A 22,288-nucleotide genomic window follows, 5' to 3' on the forward strand; every position below is an offset into this window, starting at 1 on the left:
AAGGAATTTGTGGTAACAATTTCGCGAAACGCTTGGTGAGCAAGCCATTCTTGGCTATAAACAGAGCGCTTTTGGAGTCGCATGCTGGGGCGCGACCAATTGGTTGTGGGACATATTTGCTGGAATTCGATCCGCAAAACCACAACAAACAAAGTTGCGGGATTAAAAGGGATTGAAATGCGCGGATTTAAACTTGGTATTTTGGCAGCAACAGCTTTTGCTCTCCTTCCTTTGTCCGCAACGCAGGCACAGCAAGTCATCAACATAAATGGTGTTGAAGCCACACGCGTGGTAATCGGGCCTGCAACAAGCCCGTTGGCCAAAACAATCAAAGCTGGATTGAAAGCAGATTATTACGATGCGAGCGCCGGCTCATCAGCATGGAAATCTGCTCAAAAGCTTTATTACTTTTACGGCGAGCGCAATTTCGAACCACTTTGGTTAGATTTGGACGGCGACAAGATCGCCTTTTCTGACAAAGCCGAAGCCATAATTGAGCTGTTCAAAAAAGCTGAGTTGGAAGGCCTACGCCCAAGCGATTATCTGACGGACGCGTTGGACCTCACAAATATTGAAAATGAACCAGAGCGCTTGGCCGCGCTAGAAACAGAATTTTCGCAAAGCGCTATTCGCTATGCCCAGCATGCTGCAGGTGGCCGGATCAATCCGCGCAGCGTTTCCAATTCAATCACTTTGTCGCCAACGCGTATTGATGGCGCAAAAATGCTGATTGATTTGGTGCAATCAAGCGATCCAGCAAACTTGCTTTATAGCCTGCACCCAACACACCGCGAATTTGTTGCCTTGCGAGACGAGTTGGCGAAAAAACTCGATGGTGTAGAAGAAGAACAGATCATCATTCCAAATGGCCAATTGTTGAAATTGGGCCGCACAGATGATCGCCTTTCTCTGTTACGCACCCGGTTGGAAACACCTGCTGAAGATCCCGCAAATGAGTTGGTTTACGACCAAGCGATGGTCGACGCGGTAAAAGAATTCCAATCGTCGCTCGGCTTGGTGCCAGATGGCGTTGTCGGCCCGGCAACCGTTGCTGCCTTGAATGGCGCAAACGGAGCCAGCGCGGAAGATATTATCGCCAATATGGAACGCTGGCGCTGGATGCCAAAAAATCTGGGCGAATTCTTTGTTTTTGTAAACGTGCCTGAGTTCCGCTTGGAAGTTCGCTCTGGTGAAACTGTACGTCACGCCACCCGCGTTGTAGTTGGCAAGCCAAAACATGCCACACCAATCTTCTCTGATGAGATTGAACATGTGGTTGTGAACCCATATTGGAACGTGCCGCTCTCTATCACCAAAAATGAGCTGCTGCCCGCGTCAAATGGCAATCCCGGCTATTTCGCCGCTCGCAATTACGAATTGCTGTCCGGCGGCCGTGTGATCAATGCATCTTCAGTTGATTGGGCCAATGTGAACCCTTCAAACCCACCATTCCGCATTCGCCAGCGTCCTGGTCGCGGCAATGCATTGGGTCAGATCAAATTCTTGTTCCCCAACCAACACGCTGTTTATCTACACGACACACCATCAAAAAGCCTGTTCTCACGTAGCTATCGCGCCTTTTCACACGGTTGTGTGCGGGTGCATAATCCGCTTGAATTCGCTGATGCGTTGTTGGCCTTTGAACCAGATTTGAGCTTGAGCAAAATCAAGTCCATGTTCGGTTCAACGGAAAAGTGGAACAATTTGAAGCGTCATGTGCCTGTGCACATTTCTTACTTCACATTGCGCGTAAGCGGCGATGGTACCATCCGCTCTTATGGCGATGTGTATGGCCACCATCAGCGCTTGATCAACTTGCTCAAAAGCTAAAATTTACAAAGCATTTACTATAATTTTGCTTAAATGCGCATAATGTCGCACGGCTTTTGCCATGCCTTTTTCACGCCATTTTACTTCCTATATTAGAAAAGTGGGAAGTTGGCGGGGCAAAATCGCATAATTTGCTGTTGCTTGCTTAACGTTAATAAAGTCTAATTAAGTTGGTTATAAACTGAACCAACGATAGAATGACTGGTGACGAAAATAGGCATCATAAACGTGTTGGGCAAATCAGTATTGCGTTGGACTTATGGTTTGCGGCGTATCGCCGCTACAATTTTGGTGGCTGCATTGTTGGCGCCGACTTTGGTCGTGCCGAGCTTTGCTGCGGGCGATCGCACGCTTTATCTCTATTACACGCACACGCGTGAAACAGCCAAAATCACCTTTAAGCGCAATGGCCGTTACGACAATAAGGGCCTTGCCCAGCTGAACCAATTCTTGCGTGATTGGCGCCGCAATGAACCAACCAAGATGGACCCACGCTTGTTTGATCTTGTGTGGGAAGTCTATCAAGAGGTTGGCGCAACAAAGCCAATTCATGTGGTTTCCGCCTATCGCTCGCCGAAAACCAACGAGATGTTGCGTGCCCGCTCTTCTGGCGTGGCCAAAAACTCAAACCACACACGCGGCTTGGCCATGGATTTCTTTATCCCCGGCGTACCGATTTCGAAAGTGCGTGAAGTTGCTATGCGCAAACATGTGGGTGGCGTAGGTTATTACCCTTCTTCTGGCAGCCCATTTGTGCATTTGGATACGGGCAGCGTGCGCGCTTGGCCTCGCATGACCACTGCACAATTGAAGCGCATTTTCCCAAATGGCAAAACCATGCACGTTCCGTCAAATGGCGTGCTTTTGTCGAAAAATGGCTATGCAGCAGCTAAGGCTGAATGGTCAAAATGTCGTCAATTGCCTTGCGGCGGCTCCACCCGTTATGCCTCCGCATCATCATCAGATGATGGCAAAAAAGGCACCACATTGATGGATATGCTGTTCGGCGGCGATGATGACGATCAAAATGAAGTAGCAGATGTGCCTCGCCAAAACACAGTGAAAGCCACGCCAATTATTCGCGTTGCTGCGCTATCTGGCTTGCCACCTTCTCGCCCTGCGCCAGCAGGGGAAAGCCAATTGCCTGCAGCTGCTGTGGCCAACGCATTGCCTGCTGTGGCGCCTCCAACAAAACCAGTTCAACTGGCTGCGCTCACCAACGCGCCCGCAGTTCCCGCGGCCGACGCAGCGCCTGCATCACGGTTCAATGTGGCAGAAAGTGGACCGGAAGCGATAACGCCTCCAACAGGTCGCCCGCTGATCGCCGAGCCGGGTCGCGATCCACTCGCTCCATTGAAAGTTGCCTCCCTAGGCAACACCGCCACAGATGTGCGCACTAATAGCGATCAAGGCGGCCTGTTCGCAGCCTATGCCCCATTGCCGGAGCAAACAGAAGACGCACAAAAGGCGTTGGAAAACATTTTGTCACGCAAGGTTGAGCAGCCTAAACCAGAGCCTGCACCGACGCCGGACAAGAATATCGAGGCATTGCGGCAAACGCTCAGCACCGCTTCTTTGACACCAAATCTGGAAGAGTTTGGGCAGATTTTGCAGAACACCAAAAAGCCCAACACAAAGCCAAGCTTTGATCCGCTACGCTACAGCCTGACCCAACGTCGGGGTGAATTGGTGGCACCAGATTTGGGGCATGTGGTTGAAATGTTTACTGATCAAACACAGCTAACGGCACCACAATTTGCCGTTCTGTTTGAACCGGATCAGGCAGATCTCGACCCAAGTGTTGTGATGGGCAATAAGAGCCAAATGGGTTTCGACAGCAATTTGCCCGCGCAGCAAGTCAGCTTCAACCAATTTGGCGGCTAATTGCCGCATAATCGCCGCAAAATCATATAAATTGGTTCAAACTTCGGCCAAGGGAGTTGCCTGTTGGCTCAACTCTGCTAAACCAGTTTGACGCGCGCGCCAACAAGCGGCCCGCGCGAACCTTGCACAAAATATGAGATGAGGTTGCGGTGACCAAACGCCCCGAAACACCCCTGTTGGACGGCATTTCTAAAATTGAAGATTTGCGCGCCATACCACGCAATCAATTGACCCAGCTTGCAGACGAAGTCCGCACGGAAATGATTGATGTGGTGTCTGAAACTGGCGGTCATTTAGGTGCTGGTTTGGGCGTCGTTGAACTATCTGTAGCCCTGCATCACGTATTTAACACCCCAGATGACAAAATCATCTGGGATGTTGGCCACCAAGCCTACCCACACAAAATTCTAACCGGACGCCGCGAGCAAATGCGCACATTGCGCAAAGAAGATGGCTTGTCTGGTTTCACCAAGCGCAAAGAAAGCGAATTCGATCCTTTCGGCGCAGGACACTCCTCAACATCGATCTCTGCGGGCCTCGGCATGGCCGTCGCCGCTGACCTGAAGGGTGAAAAACGCAACATTATCGCGGTGATCGGCGATGGTGCCATGTCCGCTGGCATGGCCTATGAAGCCATGAACAATGCAGGGGCCATGGATGCCCGCTTGATCGTGATCTTGAACGACAACGACATGTCAATTGCGCCACCAACAGGCGCAATGAGCGCTTATCTGGCACGTCTTGTGTCTGGCAAAACCTATCGGTCCATTCGCGAAACCGCAAAACAATTGTCCGAACATTTGCCCCGCTTCTTTTCAGAAAAAGCACGCCGCACGGAAGAATATGCACGCGGCTTCTGGACAGGCGGCACCATGTTTGAAGAGCTTGGTTTTTATTATGTTGGGCCGGTCGATGGACATAATCTGGACCATCTGCTGCCCATTCTCGACAATATTCGCGACACGGACACGGGTCCAATTTTGATCCATGCGGTCACCCAAAAAGGCAAAGGCTATGGCCCTGCCGAAAGCGCCGCAGATAAATATCACGGCGTATCAAAGTTCAATGTGATCACTGGCGCACAATCAAAAGCCCCTGCAAACGCCCCATCCTATACGGGGGTTTTCGCCGAAAGCCTGATCCAAGAAGCACGTAAAGACGACAAAATCGTCGCTGTCACCGCCGCCATGCCATCCGGCACAGGTTTAGACAAGTTTGCCAAAGAATTCGCCGACCGCACATTTGATGTAGGCATTGCGGAACAACATGCCGTCACCTTCTGCGCGGGCCTCGCAGCTGAAGGCATGTCGCCCTTCTGCGCGATCTACTCCACCTTCCTGCAACGCGGTTACGACCAAATTGTGCATGATGTGGCCATTCAAAACTTGCCCGTTCGCTTTGCGATTGACCGTGCTGGCTTTGTCGGCGCCGATGGGCCAACCCACTCTGGCGCGTTCGATACCGCCTATTTGGGCGCCATCCCCAACATGGTGTTGATGGCCCCAGGTGACGAAGCAGAGTTGCGCCATATGGTCACCACCGCCGCCCTATTTGACGAACATCCCATTGCTCTGCGCTATCCACGCGGCGAAGGTGTAGGCGTTGAATTGCCAGAGCAAGGTCAAATGTTGGAGATCGGCAAAGGCCGCATCATCCGCGAAGGCAAGTCTGTGGCGCTTCTGTCATTCGGCGGTCGCTTAGCGGAAACCATGGCGGCAGCCGAAATTCTTACTGGCTTGGGCTTCAACCCAACAATTGTCGACGCACGTTTTGCCAAACCACTCGACACTCAATTGGTGGAAACATTGGCCAAAAATCACGAAGTGCTGCTGACCATTGAAGAAGGTTCAGTTGGCGGCTTCGGCTCATTCGTATTGAGCCATTTGGCGCAAAATGGGCTACTGGACAACGGCTTGAAAGTGCGCCCGCTTTTCATCCCAGACCATCATTTTGATCATGCGGGCCAAGACCAAATGTACAAACATGCAGGCCTAGACCGCCACGCCATCGCCGCAACTGTTATGCGCGCACTCGGCAACGAAAAAGCCGCCAATCAAGTGATGACAGGCGGCCTTTAAAACTGAAATTTAGAAAAGGGCGGAATTATTCCTGCCCTTCTTCCTCATCTTCATAATAGCTTGGCGAAGCAATCATGCCCAAAGCGTGCTTGTAAAGATCAAGAATTGCTTCTTGCTCTTGCCGCTCATGCGCTTCTTGCTTGCGTAGCTTCACAATCTGGCGCATCGCTTTCACATCATAGCCATTGCCCTTTGCTTCGGCATAGACATCACGAATATCGTCAGAAATAGATTTTTTCTCGTCTTCCAAGCGCTCAATGCGCTCCACATATGCGCGCAATTGCTCGCGGGCGATGCTTGTTTGTCCCATGACAGATTCCCGAGCCATTAAATTTGCTCTATGTGACGCAAATCACCCCCGAAAGGCAACCGCCAATAGGCAATTTCCACCAATCTGATTTCCCTACCGAACCAAATCAGGAATAATGGGCCTGGATAAGCACAAAAACCGCCACAGAACCGTCCAATATTTGGTATAGCGATTGACACATTTCTCCCAACAGCTACAACTCATGAGGTCGTGACCTTGTTTTTTGAAACCAAAAAAATGCCAGTGCGTTTCGCTGCTCTCGCAATGACCTGCCTGTCCCTATTTGCCGCCTTGCCTGTCAGCTCGGCCAAAGCAGATTTGCGTGTTTGCAACCAAACCGACAACACCGTTGCCATTGCCATCGGCTTTAAAGCCGAAAATGGTTGGCAATCTGAAGGTTGGTGGATCGCCGAAAAAGAAAGCTGTGCATTGGTTTTTAGCGGCCCGTTGAATGAGCAACCATCGCAATATTTTTATCTCCACGCCGTGGATGATGTAAGCGGTGGCATTTGGGGGGGACGTATTTTTATGTGTACCCGTGATAAAGCATTCACAATTTTTGGCGAAAAAGACTGCCTAGCGCGCGGCTATGAACGCACTGGTTTTATGGAAGTCGACACTGAAAACAATACGGATTGGACGGTTCAGCTCACCGAGACTGATCTGCAACCCCTGGAGACACAATGAGACGCCAACGCAAAGTAAAAATTCTGGCCACCCTAGGCCCCGCTTCAAACAATGAAGATATGATTGAACAATTGGCTCGCGCCGGGGCGGACGTCTTTCGCATCAATATGAGCCACGCCAGCCATGAAGTTTTGAATGAAACCATGGCCAATATTCGCGCCGTGGAACATAAGGTAAAACGCCCCATAGGCGTGCTTGTGGATTTGCAAGGGCCCAAGCTTCGCGTTGGCAAGTTCGAAAATGACTCAGTGCAATTGGCCACTGGCGACATCATCATATTCGACCAAGACAATACGCTTGGCAATAAAGACCGCGTTGAGTTGCCTCACCCTGAAATTTTTGATGCAATCCGCACCAATCACAAATTGCTTTTGGACGATGGCAAGATCGAATTGGTTGCCAAAAAATGTTCAAAGACAGCCATTGAGTGCGAAGTGGTGCACGGCGGCAAATTGTCTAACCGCAAAGGCGTGAGCTTGCCAGACACTTTGCTTGGCGTAGGCGCATTGACCGATAAAGACCGCGAAGACCTCGTTGCTGGCTTGGAAGCCGGCGCTGACTGGGTTGCCCTTTCTTTCGTGCAACGCCCAGAAGATATTATCGATGTGCGCAAAACCGTACAGGGCCGCGCAGGCGTGCTGGCAAAAATTGAAAAGCCGCAAGCCATCGAGCGTTTGGAAGAAATCATCAAACTCTCTGACGCCATCATGATCGCCCGTGGCGATTTGGGCGTTGAGATGCCTTTGGAAACGGTGCCAGGCCTGCAAAAGCGCATGATCCGCATGGCGCGCCAACAGGGCAAGCCTGTGGTGGTGGCCACCCAAATGCTCGAATCCATGATCAGCGCGCCCGTACCCACACGGGCGGAAGTGTCTGACGTGGCAACCGCTGTGTTTGAAGGCGCCGATGCCGTCATGCTGTCAGCAGAATCTGCTGCAGGTGATTTTCCAATTGAAGCGGTCAGCACCATGAACAAGGTCGCCGTTGCTGTTGAAAACGATAATCTTTATCAAGGCATTATTCGTCGGCAGGAAATCACACCAGACGCCACGGCTGCCGATGCGATTTCTGCTGCCACTCGTCAGGTTGCAGAGACTTTGGATTTGGCCGCAATCGTTTGTTACACATCTTCTGGCTCAACTGGCATTCGCGCCTCGCGTGAGCGCCCAGAAAAGCCAATCATTGCCCTTTCACCAAAAGATTCAACAGTTCGTCGCCTGTCCCTAGTGTGGGGCCTACACTGCGTGCGCACAGAAGATGCGGTGAACTTGGATGATGTTGTAGATCGCGCCTGTTCAATTGCCTATCGCGAAGGCTTCGCCCGCCCGGGCGACCGCGTGGCGATCACTGCCGGCGTACCCCTAGGCACCCCAGGCGCCACCAACATGCTTCGCATCGCCTTTGTTGGCCAAGATGGCATGGGCTCGTCCTAAGCATCAAACTCAAGCTCGGCCCTAATAAAACTTAATTTTAGGGTCGAGCCACATATAAGCAATGTCGATCAATATGTTTACAACGATCAAAATCATTGCCGAAAACAATGTCAGCCCCATCACCAGATAGTAATCTCGTGCGCCAGCGGCGGCGACAAAAAACTGCCCCATCCCACCCGTTGAAAAATACACATCGATCACCATCGATCCAGTGATCACGCCCGCAAACATGCTGGCCAAGTGCGTCAGCAATGTCAGCATGACAGGCTTAAACGCATGTCGCCAAATGATCAGGTAAAATGGAATGCCACGCGACTTCGCTGCGGCAATATGGGGCATATGAAGCGCTTCTAACATTGCGCCCCGGCATAGTCGGACAATACTGGCCATAAGCGCGGTACTGAGGGCGATCACAGGCATCACTAGGTTGCGCCAATCTCCACCATTCCATCCACCGCCGGGCAACCATTTCAGCCATAAGGTGAAAACCAGGACAAGAACTGGCGCAAGGATAAAATTTGGTAACACCTTACCCGCAGCGCCGAGGATAATTGCACCATAATCAATCCAACTATTTTGCCAAACCGCGGCGCAAATGCCTAAAGCAGTACCGAATGTTACAGCGATAATGAATGAGATAATTGCATAGGTGAAAGAGATCGGAAATGTCGTCGCTATTATACCGCTAACATCCAAGCCTTTGCGCATAATGGATGGGCCAAAATCAAACCGTGTAAATATACCAACCATGTAACGCCATATTTGAATATGGATCGGCTGATCCAACCCATACTTCGCCTCAAGCAAGGCAATAATATGCGGTGGAGGTGTTTTCTCACTGGAAAAGGGCGACCCCGGCGCAATGGTGATCATAATATAAGTCACTATGTTCAACACCAACAAAACCACAAATCCCCACGCAACGCGGTAGATAATATATCGTGCCATTAAAAAACTCGGCAAAATTAGTTGTTTAAATATCCATCAATAATCGAAGCAACATTGCGGCCTAAATCGCCCACAGCATACCCGCCTTCCATCACAAAAAGAATGGGCTTTCCAGCCTGACGCAATGCGGTGCCAATGGCAGGCATGTCAGTATGCGTCAGCTTAAATTGTGAGATCGGATCACCTTCAAAAAAATCGACGCCCAATGAAATGATCAAATAGTCAGGATCGTAACGCGCCACCTCATCCAAACCTTGGTTGAGGGTCGTCATAAACTCCGGCGCTGCAGTGCCCAAAGGCAGCGGATAATTGAAATTATGACCGGTGCCTTCCCCCATTCCACGCTCATCCGCATGCCCTAAAAAATAGGGATATTCATCCAGCGGATCCGCATGCATCGAGAGAAATTGAACATCTGCGCGTTCATAAAAGATCGCCTGGGTGCCGTTGCCATGGTGATAATCAATATCAAAGATAGAGACACGTTCAGCACCTTGATCGCGCAAATATTGAGCTGCGATGGCGGCATTGTTGAAAAAACAGTAGCCGCCATAATAATCTTTCCCAGCATGGTGACCAGGAGGCCGACACAGCGCGAAAGCGTGTTGATCACCATTCAACAAAGCATCCGCCCCGTTAAGTGCACTTTGCGCTGATGCATAAGCTGCGCCATAGGTTTTGTCGGTAAGCGGTGTGCCTGCATCAAAAGAATAATGGCCGAGCTTGCCATCCAAATGATTGGGCACTTTATCCGTGCGAAAATCTCTGCCTGGCCACACAAAGGGAAAGCCCTCGCCTTCCCGCCCCGCTGCAGCCCACAGCGACCCGAAATCCTCTAGAAACTGAATGTAACCTTTGTCGTGCACGCGTTCTATCGGCTCACGGCCAAGGTCCTGCACTGGAGCTTCACACAGGTCAGGCAAAGCCCGCAGCGCGTTTAGCACCATCTCTGCGCGTTGCGGAATCTCCACTGCGTCGACTAACTTGCCATCTGAGATTTCCTTTTGCGGATTGTGGGCCAATTGGTCGGGAGAAAAGAAAAGCTTCATAAAGTCTCAACAGCACAAAAGAAAAGGTCGGCGACAAGCACCGACCTTAAACTTTTAAAACAATGTGTAAAGCGCTTAGCCTTGACGGGCTTTGAAACGCTTGTTCACTTTGTTGATGATATAGATGCGACCGCGACGGCGAACGACCTTATTGTCGCGATGCCGGGTGCGCAACGCTTTGATGGAATTTTTGATTTTCATTCCGGTCACCCTTCACATTCATAAAAATAGGCGCCACCGGCGCCGAAATAAGTTGGCTGGAAACTATGAAGAAATTCTCCGCTTGTCAACGCTGAAATGCGTCAAAACCAAGAATCTCACACATCTCCCGGTTAAATTTGTTCAATTTTGGTAGAGGGCACGACATATCGTGCCCTCAATCATGTTAAACGACCAACTTCTCAAGTTCGTCATGCTCGGCCACATAATGGCCCGGCTTAACTTCATCCAAACGTGGCACATAATCCAACTCATTGGCCGCAATTTTTGACGGCATAAAGCGCAATCGCGCCGTTGGATCCATAGGTGAAGGCAATTCACCCGGCAGCTTAATCCGCTCCCGTGCACGCTCAATTTTAGGGTCCGGAATCGGCACCGCAGAAATAAGCTGTTTTGTGTATGGATGGCGCGGATCTTTATAGATCTCGTGCCGATCTGCCAACTCAACAATGCGACCAAGATAAAGCACCATAATCCGGTGAGAAATCTCGCGCACCACAGACAAATCGTGAGAGATGAACAACAAGGACAGATCGAAATCTTCCTGCAAATCCATCAACAGCTCAATAATTTGCGCCTGAATGGAAACGTCCAAAGCAGATACTGCTTCATCACACACCACCAATTTCGGCTCCATAATCATCGCACGGGCAATGCCCACACGTTGGTTTTGGCCGCCAGAAAGTTCGTGCGGATAGCGGTTGATCATTTGCTGAGGCAACCCAACCCGTTCCATCATCTGAGCCACTTTCGCCTTCATGTCTTTGCGCGACATTTCAGGACGGAAAGTTTGCAATGGCTCCATAATGGAATCGGCAATGGTCATGCGCGGATCCAAGCTCGCCAATGGATCTTGGAAAACAATCTGCAAATCTTTGCGTTTCTTGTTCAACTCTTTCCGGTTCAAACCAGAAAGTGGGCTGCCCAACCAGCTCACCGCACCCGCGGTAGGTGGGATAAGCTGCAAAACAGCGCGCGCCAAAGTGGATTTACCACAACCACTCTCGCCCACAATGCCCATTGTTTCGCCGGGACGAAGCGTAAAGCTCACCCCATCCACAGCCTTCAATGGCACCTTTTTGGGCCACAAGCCTTCTTGCACTTTAATGTCGAATTCAACCCGCACATCATCAACCGTTAGGAAGTTTTGATCGCGGCCTTTTTCGTCATATTCTTTCAGCTTACGGTTTGTTGCCTTATCCGGCTGGTCAATGCGCGGCATCGCATCCAACAGCATTTTTGTATATTCATGCTGCGGGTTGTAGAAGATTTCTTCGGCTGTGCCCTCTTCCACATAAACACCGTGCCGCATCACTTGAATGCGATCACACATGCGCGCCACCACGCCCATATCGTGAGTGATCAACGCAATCGCTGTGTTGTTCTCACGCTTAAGCTCATCCATAAGATCGAGAATTTCGGCCTGCACCGTCACATCGAGCGCCGTTGTTGGCTCATCGGCAATCAGCAATTCAGGCTCACACAACATCGCCATCGCGATCATCACACGTTGACGCATTCCGCCTGAAAGCTCGTGCGGATATTGATTGAGACGACGCTTCGCATCAGAGATACGCACGCGCTCCAACCACTCAAGGCTTTTCTTCGCGGCTGCATCGCCACGCACACTGGTGTGCAATTCCAACACTTCCGTCATTTGATCCAAAACGGTCATATGCGGTGTAAGGCTGGTCAGTGGGTCTTGGAAAATCATGGTCATGTGGCGACCACGAATCTTGTTCAATTCACGTACAGACATACCCAAAATTTGGGTATCGTGGAAATTGACTTCACCCGTCGCATGGCCGTTATTGGCCAAAAGCCCCATGGCGGTCATAAAGGTTTGGCTTTTGCCAGAACCAGATTCCCCCACAATACCAAGACATTCGCCCCGGTTAATGTGAAGATTAACGCCCCGAACCGCATCAACACGGCCATCAGGGGTCTCAAATGAAACATTGAGGTCTTTCACCTGCAATACTGAGCTGTTTTTCATATCACTCATGCTGTTTCCCCCTTATTGGCGGTCATTTCATTGTTTTTTTGGTGCTGAGTGTCCGTTGCGCATGTTTCCACGCGCAAAGACACAGCATTCAAATTAATCTTGCTCATTTGACTCTCCCTCAAACCTAGCGGTCTTTCGGGTCAAACGCGTCGCGCAACCCATCACCGATGAAGAAGAAGCAGAACAAGCCAACAATGAAGAAGGCCAAAGGAAACGCCAATTGCCAGATCACACCATATTGCATGGTCTTCGCGCCCTCATTAATCAAAGCGCCCCAAGACGTCATCGGCTCTTGAACACCAAGACCAAGGAACGAAATAAAGCTTTCTGTCAGAATGAGCTGCGGCACCAACAATGAAGCATAAACAATAACCACACCAAGCAGGTTTGGCACAATGTGACGCATAATGATGGTGAAGCTGCCAACACCAGAGGCAACCGCCGCTTCGATGAATTCCTTGTTCTTAATAGACAAGGTTTGCCCGCGCACAATACGCGCCATATCCATCCAAGCAAACAGCCCGATGCCCACAAACAACATTTGCAATGAGCGGCCAAAAACCACCAACAACAAGATCAACACAAACATGTAAGGCACAGACAAAAGCAGATCGACAATCCGCATCAACACATTGTCCAGCGTGCCACCAACATAGCCAGAGATCGCGCCGTAAAGCGTACCCACGATCACAGCAACTGCCGCACCGAGGAAACCAACCGTAAGCGAGATTTGAGTGCCTTGCATGGTCCGCGCGAAAATATCACGCCCCAAATCGTCCGTGCCAAAATAGTGGCCTGTTTCGATTGACGGGTAGCCCATTGTGGCCGCATTGCCCATTACGCCCCAGTCAATTGTTTCATAGTCCCATGGGGAAAACATCGGCCCCACAAACGACAGAAGTGTGATGAAGATCAACACAAACACGCTCACAAGCGCTGCTTTGTTACGCACAAAGCGTGAAATCGCGTCCTGCCAAAGCGAACGCCCCTTAACCGCTTGCTGTTCGACAATATTTTCAGCGAGCGTTTCCATTTTTGAACTTTTAGCAATCATGGTTCGCCCTCCTATGACAACCGAATGCGTGGATCGATCCAGGCATAGACAATGTCGACAACAGTGTTAAATGTGATAGTCAGAACACCAATCAAAATGGTGATCCCCATCATCACTGAATAGTCGCGGTTAAATGCAGAGTTCACGAAATACTGCCCCATGCCGCCGGTGCTGAAATACATATCCACCACCACAGAACCAGTGATCATGCCAACAAAGGCTGGCCCCAAATAGGAGATAACAGGCATCAAAGCGGGCTTAAGCGCGTGCTTCAAAATCACATTGCGCTCAGACAGGCCCTTGGCCTTCGCTGTGCGAATAAAGTTTGAGTTCAGCACTTCCAACATTGACGACCGCGCCAAGCGGGCAATGTTTGCCATATAGCTTGTTGAAAGCGCGATAACCGGCATGATGACATATTCAATCTGGCCGCCATTCCAGCCCCCACCGGGTAGCCAACGTAGCCACAAGGTGAAGATCAAAACCAAGATAGGCGCCATAACAAAGTTTGGCAGCACCTGCGCACCAATTGACACACCCACTGCAGCATAGTCTGCTGTTGTGTTGTGGCGGATGGCGGCAACAATGCCCAAGCTCAAACCAACAATGATCGCGAAAATGAACGACCAAATCCCGTAAGTCAGCGTAACTGGGAAACCTTGGCTAATAATGTCATTAACCGATCTATCTCTATATTTAAATGATGGACCAAAATCGAAATTGGTCACAACATTCCAAATATAGTTCCAAATCTGAACTGCTAGAGGATCATTCAAGCCGTAACGTGCTTCAATATTTTTCAGCACTTCAGGCGGCAAAGCCCGCTCTGTTGTGAACGGCCCACCAGGTGCCGCATACATCAGCAAGAATGAAGCGATAATCAAAATCAACAATGTGGGCACAGCATACGCCACACGTCGAACAATAAAACTGAACATTTTTGTAAAACCCTGCTTCCCTAAATGTGGGTTCTTTTTCTGCGGCAAAGCCCCCTTCGGCGTTGCGGCAAGAACCTTCACATCCTCTTCTTTAGTTTTCTTTGTGCTGCATAACCCCCGATATACAGCGAAAACCAAAGAGACATCGCGCGAAACCTGATGGCTTCGCGCGATGCTTAAATTGTTATTCAGCTACCTTATAAAGGTCACGGCTGTACCAATTTTGCTCAACGTTCTCAACAGGCCAACCTTTGAGGTTTTCCTTGAGCATCAAGTTACCAGTGTAGTGGTAAATTGGGATGATTGGCATTTCGTCAGCAATGATTTCTTCAACGCGTGTGTAGTTTGCACTTGCGTCGCTAGAAGTCTTCGCATCAACCATCAACTGGTCAACTTCAGCATTTGAGTACTTGCCATCGTTGTAGCCAGAAGGTGTGGTTACGAGATCCAAGAATGTTGAAGCTTCGTTGTAGTCACCGCACCATGCGCCACGTGCCAATTCAAAGTCTTGGTTACCACGTGTTTCAAGGAATGTTTTCCACTCCATGTTAGCAAGTGTAGCTTCAACGCCCAACTTCTGCTTCCACATTTGAGACATCGCAACAGCGATTTTCTTGTGTGCTTCAGAAGTGTTGTAAAGCATATCGAACTTCAATGGGTTGTCTGCGCCGTAACCAGCTTCAGCCATCAGTTCTTTCGCTTTCGCGTCACGCTCTTCCTGTGTCATTTGACCAAATGCTACATCAGGAACTTCAAAGCCTGCTGTTGCGCCTGGTGTAAATGTGTAAGCTTGGTACTGACCAGCTTGCAGGATGTTGTCAGTGATCACTTTACGATCAACTGCATAAGACAACGCTTGACGAACACGCTGATCTTTAAAGGCTTCTGGGCCTTTATCAGACATGTTGAAGGTGTAGTAGTAAGAGCAAAGACGTGGGAACACAGTTGCTTCATTTGGCAACTCTTTGCTCAACGCAGGGTACTGACCAGAAGGAATTTCTGTACGGTCAAGTTCGCCAGCGCGGTAACGTGTCAAAGCAACGTTTTCGTCATTGATCACCAATGTCACAACCTTATCCAAGATTGTTTTGTCATTGTTCCAATACATTTCGTTGCGTTCACGTGTTGTACGCTCGTTCAACACCCACTCAGTCAACTTGTATGCGCCGTTAGAAACCATGTTCTCTGGGCGTGTCCACTGGTCACCATGCTCATCGATGGTTGCTTTGTGAACTGGGAAAGTTGTTGCGTGTGTGGTCATCGCTGCGAAATATGGCAACGCTGAAGTCAAGGTCACTTTAAATGTGTGATCATCAACAGCTTCAACACCCAACTCAGATGGGTCTTTGTCGCCTGCGATAATTTCAGCAGCATTTTCAATAGACATCAACTCAACGAACCAAGAATATGGTGACGCAGTTGCAGGGTCTGCTGCGCGCTGCCAAGCGTAAACGAAGTCACCAGCAGTTACTGGATCGCCGTTTGACCATTTTGCATCGTCGCGCAACTTAAATGTGTAAACAGTGTTGTCGTCGTTTGCTTCCCAGCTTTCAGCAACACCTGGGATCAGGTTGCCTTTAGCGTCCTGGTTCAACAAGCCTTCAAACAAGTCACGAAGAATATCTGAACCAGATACGTCTTCGTTCAATTGTGGGTCAAGTGTTGGGATACCATCGAGCAAACGATAAGTGAATGTTTGATCCTCTGCCAGCTTTTCGCCAGTCTCTGGATGCATTTTGTCCGCATAGGCGCCAGATGTCAGCGCAGCAACGATTGCTGTGGCAGACGCCAGTTTGAACATTGTGGTAAACTTCATAAAACTACTCTCCCTAGTAGACGTTTCCCTGTCGGTCTCGCTTTATTTAGCCGCCGACTTAAATAAAACAGTTACAAATTGCAACTGTCAGACAATCACCATAACACTCTCTTAAACCTTTTGGCAAGCGTAGAATCGAGCCCGTTTCGAAAAAATTGAGGGAAAAACCCCTATTTTCTCTGTTCAATTCAACTTTATTCCAATTGGTAATATAGCCATGCGATACGATGAATTGGGATTTCACCCCAATTCTCAATAAAAATAAACCCTTAATTTCGCTCAACAATAGCGGCAACACCCTGTCCGCCCGCTGTACAAACAGAAATTAAGGCCCGATTTTTCTTTTCACGTTCAAGCAAATTGACCGTCGCCCCAAGGATTCGGGCGCCTGTCGCCGCAAATGGGTGACCATATGCCACGCTCGACCCGGTGAGATTAACCTTGTTCAGATCAATTTTCCCCAGCGGTTTATCCCGACCCAAAACCTGTTTGTTGTAGGCTTTATCTGCAAAAGCCTTCACGGTGCACAAAAGCACTGCCGCAAAAGCTTCGTGAATTTCAAACAGATCAATATCGGCAAAGCTCAACTCTTCGCGTGCCAACATGTTGGAAACAGCAATGGTCGGCGCCATAAGCAGCCCATCACCATGGGCAAAATCATTGGCGCTCACTGCGCCTGTGCGCAAATAGCCCAAAATCGGCAAGCCGCGTTCCTTCGCCCACTCTTCACTTGCCAACAACACCGAAGCCGCACCGTCGGTCAAAGGCGTAGAGTTGGCGGCTGTCAACGTGCCGTGACCAGACTTCCGATCAAAGCTCGGTTTCAAGCTGGCCATCTTTTCCATTGTGCTGTCCGCACGCACATTATTATCGCGCACAATGCCTGCATGCGGCACAATCAAATCATCATGAAAGCCATCTTCATAGGCTTGGGCCGCTTTTTTGTGCGAACCAAGCGCCCATTCATCCTGCTCTTCGCGGGTCAGCTCCCACTCGCGCGCCATCAACTCGCAATGCTGCCCCATGGAAAGGCCTGTGCGCGGCTCCGCAGTAGACGGCGCGTTTGGCATCACTTCGCCAAAGCTAAAGCCTTTAAACACACCAAGCTTTTGCCCAATGGTTTTTGTGCGACTTAAATTGATCATGCGCTTGGAGAATTTCGGCCCAAATACGATCGGGCTGTCGCTCACGCTGTCCGCACCACAAGCAATGCCGCTTTCAATCTCACCACTGGCGATTTTACCCGCGATCAGCAACGCAGCCTGCAATGATGTGCCACATGCAATTTGCACGGTCGTACCCGGCGTTGAAGGCGCCAAACCCGCATTCAGCGCTGCCTCGCGCGCAATGTTAAAATCGCGACTGTGATTAAGCACAACGCCGCCCATCACCTCATCAATATGAGTGTCTTTAAGCTTATACTTGTCCACCAGCCCTTTAAGGGCACCTGTCATCATCGACAAGTTGGTTTCATCACGGTAGCCCGTATGCGCCCGGCAAAAAGGAATACGGGCACTGCCAACAATTGCGACACGCTTAAGTGTTTTTGTCATAATCCCAAATCCCTATCTTATGCTTTGCCATCGCGGCGCGCTTTAAGCGGCCCGCCGAGGAACGGTGCAAATCCAGTGCCGAAGATCACGCCGATATCCGCCATGTCGGCATCGGCCACAATCCCTTCTTTCACGCACACTTCACACTCATCCACCAAAGGCTGAACCAAGTCGCGGCCCAAGCCTTCCAGATTGGCGTGTGGGGCGGCATCACCTTTTTGCGCTTTGCCATCTTCCCATTTGTAAAAGCCTTGGCCAGTTTTACGACCCAAATGACCTTTGGCGACAAGATCAGCAAATTTGCCGCCCTCTTTCACCTCTTGACCAAGCTCTTCCGCAACGGCTTTACCCACGTCAAGGCCAACAACATCCATCAATTCAATGGGACCCATTGGCATGCCAAACGCCACAGCAGCCTTATCGATCTGCTCGGCATTTTCGCCATTCTCAACCCGCATCACGGCTTGCAGCATATAAGGCATCAACACGCGGTTGACCAAAAAGCCTTTTTCACTTTTCACAACCACAGGGCTTTTTGAGATAGCCGTGCAAAAGCTCGCGCCCATGCGCACCTGCGCATCTGAGTTTTTCGCCTGCTTGATCACCTCAACCAGCGGCAATTGCGCCACCGGATTGAAGAAGTGCAAGCCGATCAAGCGCTTTGGTTGTTTCAATGCAGATGCAATGTCTTCTAACGGTATAGAAGATGTGTTGGTCGCCATGATGGCGTCTTTTTTCATCTTCGGCTCAAGCTCTGCAAACAGCTTCTGCTTGATCTCCAAATTCTCAACAATAGCTTCAATCACCACATCAGCACGGGCCACGCCCTTACCCTCAGGGTCCGCCACCAGGCGAGAAACCGCAGCGTCCACCGCTTGCGATTTTTTCAAACGTTTTTGGAATAGTTTTTTCGCGCGCTTCAATGCTGGCGTAATGCGCTCCATATCCAAATCTTGCAGGGTAACTTCCATGCCGCGCAAGGCACACCATGCTGCAATATCGCCACCCATCACACCAGCGCCGACAACATGCACCCGGCGGAAAGTTGGCTTTTCACCCTTAACGCCTTGCGCCTTCAATCCTTCTGACAAGAAGAAAACGCGCCGCAAATTCTCAGCAGTGTCGCTGGCCATCAGTTCTGGAAAATGTTCAATCTCCGCCTTGATAAAGGCCTTCGGGTCATCCCCATATTTTTCATAGAGATCGATCAATTTGTGCGGTGCAGGATAATGCTTTGGGTTAGCTTTCTTTTTGGTCTGCTCCCGCATTTTATTGGCGGTGTAACCCCGCAACGGCCCCATAGCCATCACACGTTTGGTAAATGAAGCAGGCTTTGCACGCTGACGCTGCATGACAGCCTTACGACCCGCCCAACGCAACTGGTCGCGATGGGTCACCAGCTTATCAACAAGGCCCAAGCCTTTGGCTTGGCTGGCGCGATAAAATTTACCTGTCAGCATCGCCGTCATCGCCGCGATTGGACCAGCCTGCCGGATTGAGCGGCCGGTGCCGCCAAACCCTGGAAAGATGCCCAGCTTCACTTCAGGGAACCCAAGCTTGGTCCCATCATCATTGACGGCAATGCGATAGTGACACGCCAAAGCAAGCTCTAAACCACCACCAAGGCAGAACCCGTGAATCCCGGCCACAACCGGAATAGAGAGACTTTCAATCTTGTTGAAAATCGCGTGGGTGCGCTCCAGCGCTGCAGGCAGAATTGATGGATCACTCATCTCATCAAATTCGCGCACATCTGCGCCGGCGATAAAGCCATTATCTTTGGCAGACAGCAACACCACACCCGCCAGTTCACCAGATGCGGCCAAGTCTTCAAACCGCAGCACCAGCTTTTCAAGCTCTTCAATGCAATCACGGCCCAAAACATTCACGGGTGATTTTGGCGTATCGATGGTGAGCCAGCCAATCTGCTCCACATCAATCTCAAAGTGCCAATATTTCAATGTTGGCATTTTCGGTTGTGCCACTGTGTTCGCTCCCATTTATTATTCTGCCGCAACATTTTTGCGGTTGCCGCGATCGGCGCTTAGCTCATCTGAAGAAAAGTCATCCACTTGGATCACTTTGTCCGTTGCTTCATCCGCCGCACGCAAAATCCCGGCCTCATTATCGTTCAAAATACCTTTTTCCACCGCATCATCAATGGCATCACGGTCAAGGCGACGCGCAATCTCGCCTTTCTTCAGGGCGCGGATAAAGCGCTTTTCAATCTCTTCCGCTTCTTCCACTTTCTGCAATGTATCTTCCAAAATGCCTGTACGGTCATTTGGATCAAAGCTCACGAAGATGTCGCGCGTCAAGCGATCACGCTGTTCGGAGTGACGCAGCATGGCTTTGGCCAAACGATAATTTTCCCGGTCTGAAGACCCTTTTGCACGGCGCCCCAATGGGAACACCAAAAAGCGCATTAACACCCTTAAAGCCGGATTTGGGAAATTGTTGAATACCTGATCAAAGCTATGTTCAATTGCAGCAAACCGATCTTCAGCGATAGCTTGCACAATCGGCAGATCATCCGCAATCGCACCATCATCTTCCCACCGCTTCAAAGTAGTCGACATCAAATAAAGGTCAGACAGAATATCCGCCATGCGACCGGAAATGCGCTGCTTACGCTTCAAATCGCCGCCCAAGAATGCAACAACCCAGTCACCCACAAGCGCAAAGTTTTGCGCGTAACGGTGCAAGCGCTGATAGTAGATCTTGGTGGGGCCGTTGCGTGGTGAGGACGCAAAACGACCAAAGGTCAGACTGTGCAAGAAGCTCGCGAGAATATTGCGCAACATAAAGCCTGTATGCCCTGCAAAGGCCTTATCGAATGCCTTTTGCCCTTCAGCAACATTGTCATTCTGTGCCGCTGAAATCTCTTTATATAGAAACGGATGTGCCCGTAGTGCGCCTTGCGCGAAGGTGATCAATGTGCGGGTCAAAATATTCGCCCCTTCCACGGTGATCGCCACTGGCGTTGCCTGATAGCCAGAGAACAAATAGTTCGATGGGCCATCACAAACCGCGCGACCGCCATGCACATCCATCGCGTCGTTAATCCGCTCACGCATTGCGTCCGTAGTGCGATATTTCAAAAGCGCTGAGATCACAGAAGGCTTTTGCCCTTCATCCACCATAGCGGCAGTTGTGGCCCGTGCGCCTTCAAACATATAGGCAGACTTCACCAAACGCGCGATTGGCTCTGCCACGCCCTCCATCATCCCGATGGAAATACCAAACTGACGACGGATACGTGCATAAGCTGACGTCACCCGCAGGGCCTGTTTGATGGATACGGTGCCGATGGCAGGCAGTGAAATCGCCCGACCAGTAGATAAACATTCCATCAACATGCGCCAACCTTGGCCACAATATTCGGTGCCGCCAATAATCCAATCCAGCGGAATAAACACATCCTTGCCAGAGTTTGGACCATTCATAAAGGCAGAACGGGCTGGATAGTGACGACGTCCAATATTTACCCCTTCATGATCAGTTGGGATCAGGGCCAATGTGATGCCAACATTGGTGCCTTTGCCCAAGCGATTCTCAGGGTCATAAAGATTGAAGGCCAAGCCAAGCAATGTGGCAACAGGGCCAAGCGTGATGTAACGCTTTTCCCAATTCAGCTTCACGCCCAAAACTTTCTTGCCCTCATGCATGCCTTCACACACAACACCCACGTCGCGCATACCTGCTGCGTCCGAACCAGCGTGCGGCGCCGTCAGTGCAAAACAAGGCACTTCTTTACCTGTCGCCAAACGCTCCAAATACTTATCTTGCTGTTCTTTTGTGCCGTATTTTTCGAGCAATTCGCCCGGCCCCAAAGAGTTGGGCACCATAACGGTAATCCCGGCCGCAATAGAGCGCCCCGCAATCTTAGAAACAATCATTGATTGTGCTTGAGCAGAAAAGCCCAAACCGCCATGGTCTTTGGAAATCAACATACCCAAAAAGCCATTATCTTTCAGGAACTGCCAAACTTCCTCTGGCATATCTGCCCGATTGTGGCGCGTGTCCCAATCGTCAATCATTTTACAGGCTTCTTCGGTTGGGCCATCTAAAAATGCCTGCTCTTCTTCCGTCAAATGCGGCTTTTCAATATCAAGCAATTTGTTCCAACGCGGACGCCCAGAAAACAATTCCGCATCCCAACCTACAGTGCCAGCATCCAGCGCTTCCTGCTCGGTGCGCGATACACGAGGCAAAATAGATTTTACGGCTTTATAAATATGGTTGGTGAGCACAAGCCGACGGATCATCGGCACGCTGAGCAACAAGAACACCGCACCCGGGATAAAGGCGAGAATGGCCACAAAGTTGAGAGACAATGCGCCATTCAGCGCCAACACCAAAGCGGCGTATGCAAGCGCGGCTAGCCCCCAAAAAATGAGCTTGGCTTCGAACAGCGCCAAAGCAACAAATCCAACAATAAAGATTAGCGTCATTAATAGTGTCATTTCACCCTCCCAAACGGG

The 22,288-nt window shown here is 50.3% G+C and carries 16 protein-coding genes; 5 read left to right on the forward strand and 11 right to left on the reverse strand.

All coding sequences use genetic code 11. The features are described 5' to 3' along the window. Positions 1 to 177: 177 nt before the first annotated feature. The 3 genes from ATL17_RS07075 (at position 178) to dxs (ending at position 5,792) form a co-directional block, all read left to right on the forward strand. Positions 178 to 1,830, forward strand: a complete 1,653-nt coding sequence (locus ATL17_RS07075) for a L,D-transpeptidase family protein (RefSeq protein ID WP_166638924.1) — start codon at positions 178 to 180, stop codon at positions 1,828 to 1,830. 204 nt (positions 1,831 to 2,034) lie between these two features. Then, a complete protein-coding gene (gene mepK, locus ATL17_RS07080) occupies positions 2,035 to 3,714 on the forward strand; it encodes a peptidoglycan L,D-endopeptidase MepK (protein WP_246028640.1) in 1,680 nt (559 codons plus the stop codon). A gap of 149 nt (positions 3,715 to 3,863) precedes the next feature. Next, positions 3,864 to 5,792: a 1-deoxy-D-xylulose-5-phosphate synthase gene (dxs, locus tag ATL17_RS07085; protein ID WP_133572038.1), complete on the forward strand. Its 1,929-nt coding sequence runs from the start codon at positions 3,864 to 3,866 to the stop codon at positions 5,790 to 5,792. Positions 5,793 to 5,817: 25 nt separating this feature from the next. On the opposite strand, the gene ATL17_RS07090 is transcribed toward dxs, so the two are convergent. Next, the gene (locus ATL17_RS07090; RefSeq protein ID WP_133572039.1) at positions 5,818 to 6,102 is read right to left on the reverse strand and encodes a DUF2312 domain-containing protein; all 285 of its coding nucleotides are present in this window, start codon (positions 6,100 to 6,102) and stop codon (positions 5,818 to 5,820) included. Between the two features lie 210 nt (positions 6,103 to 6,312). Between ATL17_RS07090 and ATL17_RS07095 the strand changes: the two genes are divergently transcribed. Together ATL17_RS07095 and pyk are read left to right on the forward strand one after the other, a co-directional pair. Next, positions 6,313 to 6,789, forward strand: a complete 477-nt coding sequence (locus ATL17_RS07095) for a DUF1036 domain-containing protein (RefSeq protein WP_246028641.1) — start codon at positions 6,313 to 6,315, stop codon at positions 6,787 to 6,789. After that, positions 6,786 to 8,222, forward strand: a complete 1,437-nt coding sequence (gene pyk, locus ATL17_RS07100; RefSeq protein WP_133572040.1) for a pyruvate kinase — start codon at positions 6,786 to 6,788, stop codon at positions 8,220 to 8,222. Before ATL17_RS07095 ends, pyk begins: the two co-directional genes overlap by 4 nt. A 21-nt stretch (positions 8,223 to 8,243) precedes the next feature. Here the strand turns inward: pyk and ATL17_RS07105 are convergent, their stop codons facing one another. The 10 genes from ATL17_RS07105 to ATL17_RS07150 all read right to left on the reverse strand — a co-directional run bounded on the left by ATL17_RS07105 (position 8,244) and on the right by ATL17_RS07150 (position 22,270). Next, positions 8,244 to 9,170 (reverse strand): ABC transporter permease, encoded by a 927-nt coding sequence (locus ATL17_RS07105; RefSeq protein ID WP_133572041.1) that lies wholly within the window; start codon positions 9,168 to 9,170, stop codon positions 8,244 to 8,246. Positions 9,171 to 9,187: 17 nt separating this feature from the next. After that, a complete protein-coding gene (locus tag ATL17_RS07110) occupies positions 9,188 to 10,219 on the reverse strand; it encodes a histone deacetylase family protein (protein WP_133572042.1) in 1,032 nt (343 codons plus the stop codon). Between the two features lie 75 nt (positions 10,220 to 10,294). Further along, entirely contained in the window at positions 10,295 to 10,420 is a 126-nt protein-coding gene (ykgO, locus tag ATL17_RS07115; RefSeq protein ID WP_027835018.1) for a type B 50S ribosomal protein L36, read from the reverse strand. 184 nt (positions 10,421 to 10,604) lie between these two features. Next, the gene (locus ATL17_RS07120) at positions 10,605 to 12,443 is read right to left on the reverse strand and encodes an ABC transporter ATP-binding protein (RefSeq protein WP_133572043.1); all 1,839 of its coding nucleotides are present in this window, start codon (positions 12,441 to 12,443) and stop codon (positions 10,605 to 10,607) included. A gap of 124 nt (positions 12,444 to 12,567) precedes the next feature. Beyond that, complete coding sequence (locus tag ATL17_RS07125; RefSeq protein WP_133572044.1) at positions 12,568 to 13,497, reverse strand: ABC transporter permease subunit; 930 nt, start codon at positions 13,495 to 13,497, stop codon at positions 12,568 to 12,570. Between the two features lie 11 nt (positions 13,498 to 13,508). Then, positions 13,509 to 14,435 carry an oligopeptide ABC transporter permease OppB gene (gene oppB / locus ATL17_RS07130; protein WP_133572045.1) on the reverse strand — a complete coding sequence of 309 codons (927 nt, stop codon included), beginning with the start codon at positions 14,433 to 14,435 and terminating at the stop codon, positions 13,509 to 13,511. A gap of 184 nt (positions 14,436 to 14,619) precedes the next feature. After that, complete coding sequence (locus ATL17_RS07135; protein ID WP_133572046.1) at positions 14,620 to 16,251, reverse strand: peptide ABC transporter substrate-binding protein; 1,632 nt, start codon at positions 16,249 to 16,251, stop codon at positions 14,620 to 14,622. A 269-nt stretch (positions 16,252 to 16,520) separates the two neighbouring features. Continuing rightward, entirely contained in the window at positions 16,521 to 17,804 is a 1,284-nt protein-coding gene (locus ATL17_RS07140) for an acetyl-CoA C-acetyltransferase (protein WP_133572047.1), read from the reverse strand. A 17-nt stretch (positions 17,805 to 17,821) separates the two neighbouring features. Further along, a complete protein-coding gene (locus ATL17_RS07145; protein ID WP_246028642.1) occupies positions 17,822 to 19,789 on the reverse strand; it encodes a 3-hydroxyacyl-CoA dehydrogenase NAD-binding domain-containing protein in 1,968 nt (655 codons plus the stop codon). An 18-nt stretch (positions 19,790 to 19,807) separates the two neighbouring features. Continuing rightward, on the reverse strand, positions 19,808 to 22,270 hold the full coding sequence (locus tag ATL17_RS07150; protein WP_133572048.1) for an acyl-CoA dehydrogenase: 2,463 nt from the start codon (positions 22,268 to 22,270) through the stop codon (positions 19,808 to 19,810). Positions 22,271 to 22,288 lie beyond the last annotated feature (18 nt).

This window comes from Maritalea mobilis, assembly GCF_004363175.1.
Lineage (GTDB): Bacteria > Pseudomonadota > Alphaproteobacteria > Rhizobiales > Devosiaceae > Maritalea > Maritalea mobilis.

Bases quoted from the DNA above. Each gene is read 5' to 3' on its own strand.
- ykgO (WP_027835018.1), bottom strand. From the start codon at position 10,420: ATGAAAATCAAAAATTCCATCAAAGCGTTGCGCACCCGGCATCGCGAC.
- ATL17_RS07135 (WP_133572046.1), bottom strand. From the start codon at position 16,251: ATGAAGTTTACCACAATGTTCAAACTGGCGTCTGCCACAGCAATCGTT.
- ATL17_RS07140 (WP_133572047.1), bottom strand. From the start codon at position 17,804: ATGACAAAAACACTTAAGCGTGTCGCAATTGTTGGCAGTGCCCGTATT.
- pyk (WP_133572040.1), top strand. From the start codon at position 6,786: ATGAGACGCCAACGCAAAGTAAAAATTCTGGCCACCCTAGGCCCCGCT.
- ATL17_RS07090 (WP_133572039.1), bottom strand. From the start codon at position 6,102: ATGGGACAAACAAGCATCGCCCGCGAGCAATTGCGCGCATATGTGGAG.
- ATL17_RS07075 (WP_166638924.1), top strand. From the start codon at position 178: ATGCGCGGATTTAAACTTGGTATTTTGGCAGCAACAGCTTTTGCTCTC.
- ATL17_RS07120 (WP_133572043.1), bottom strand. From the start codon at position 12,443: ATGAGTGATATGAAAAACAGCTCAGTATTGCAGGTGAAAGACCTCAAT.
- ATL17_RS07125 (WP_133572044.1), bottom strand. From the start codon at position 13,497: ATGATTGCTAAAAGTTCAAAAATGGAAACGCTCGCTGAAAATATTGTC.
- ATL17_RS07105 (WP_133572041.1), bottom strand. From the start codon at position 9,170: ATGGCACGATATATTATCTACCGCGTTGCGTGGGGATTTGTGGTTTTG.
- oppB (WP_133572045.1), bottom strand. From the start codon at position 14,435: ATGTTCAGTTTTATTGTTCGACGTGTGGCGTATGCTGTGCCCACATTG.
- ATL17_RS07150 (WP_133572048.1), bottom strand. From the start codon at position 22,270: ATGACACTATTAATGACGCTAATCTTTATTGTTGGATTTGTTGCTTTG.
- ATL17_RS07110 (WP_133572042.1), bottom strand. From the start codon at position 10,219: ATGAAGCTTTTCTTTTCTCCCGACCAATTGGCCCACAATCCGCAAAAG.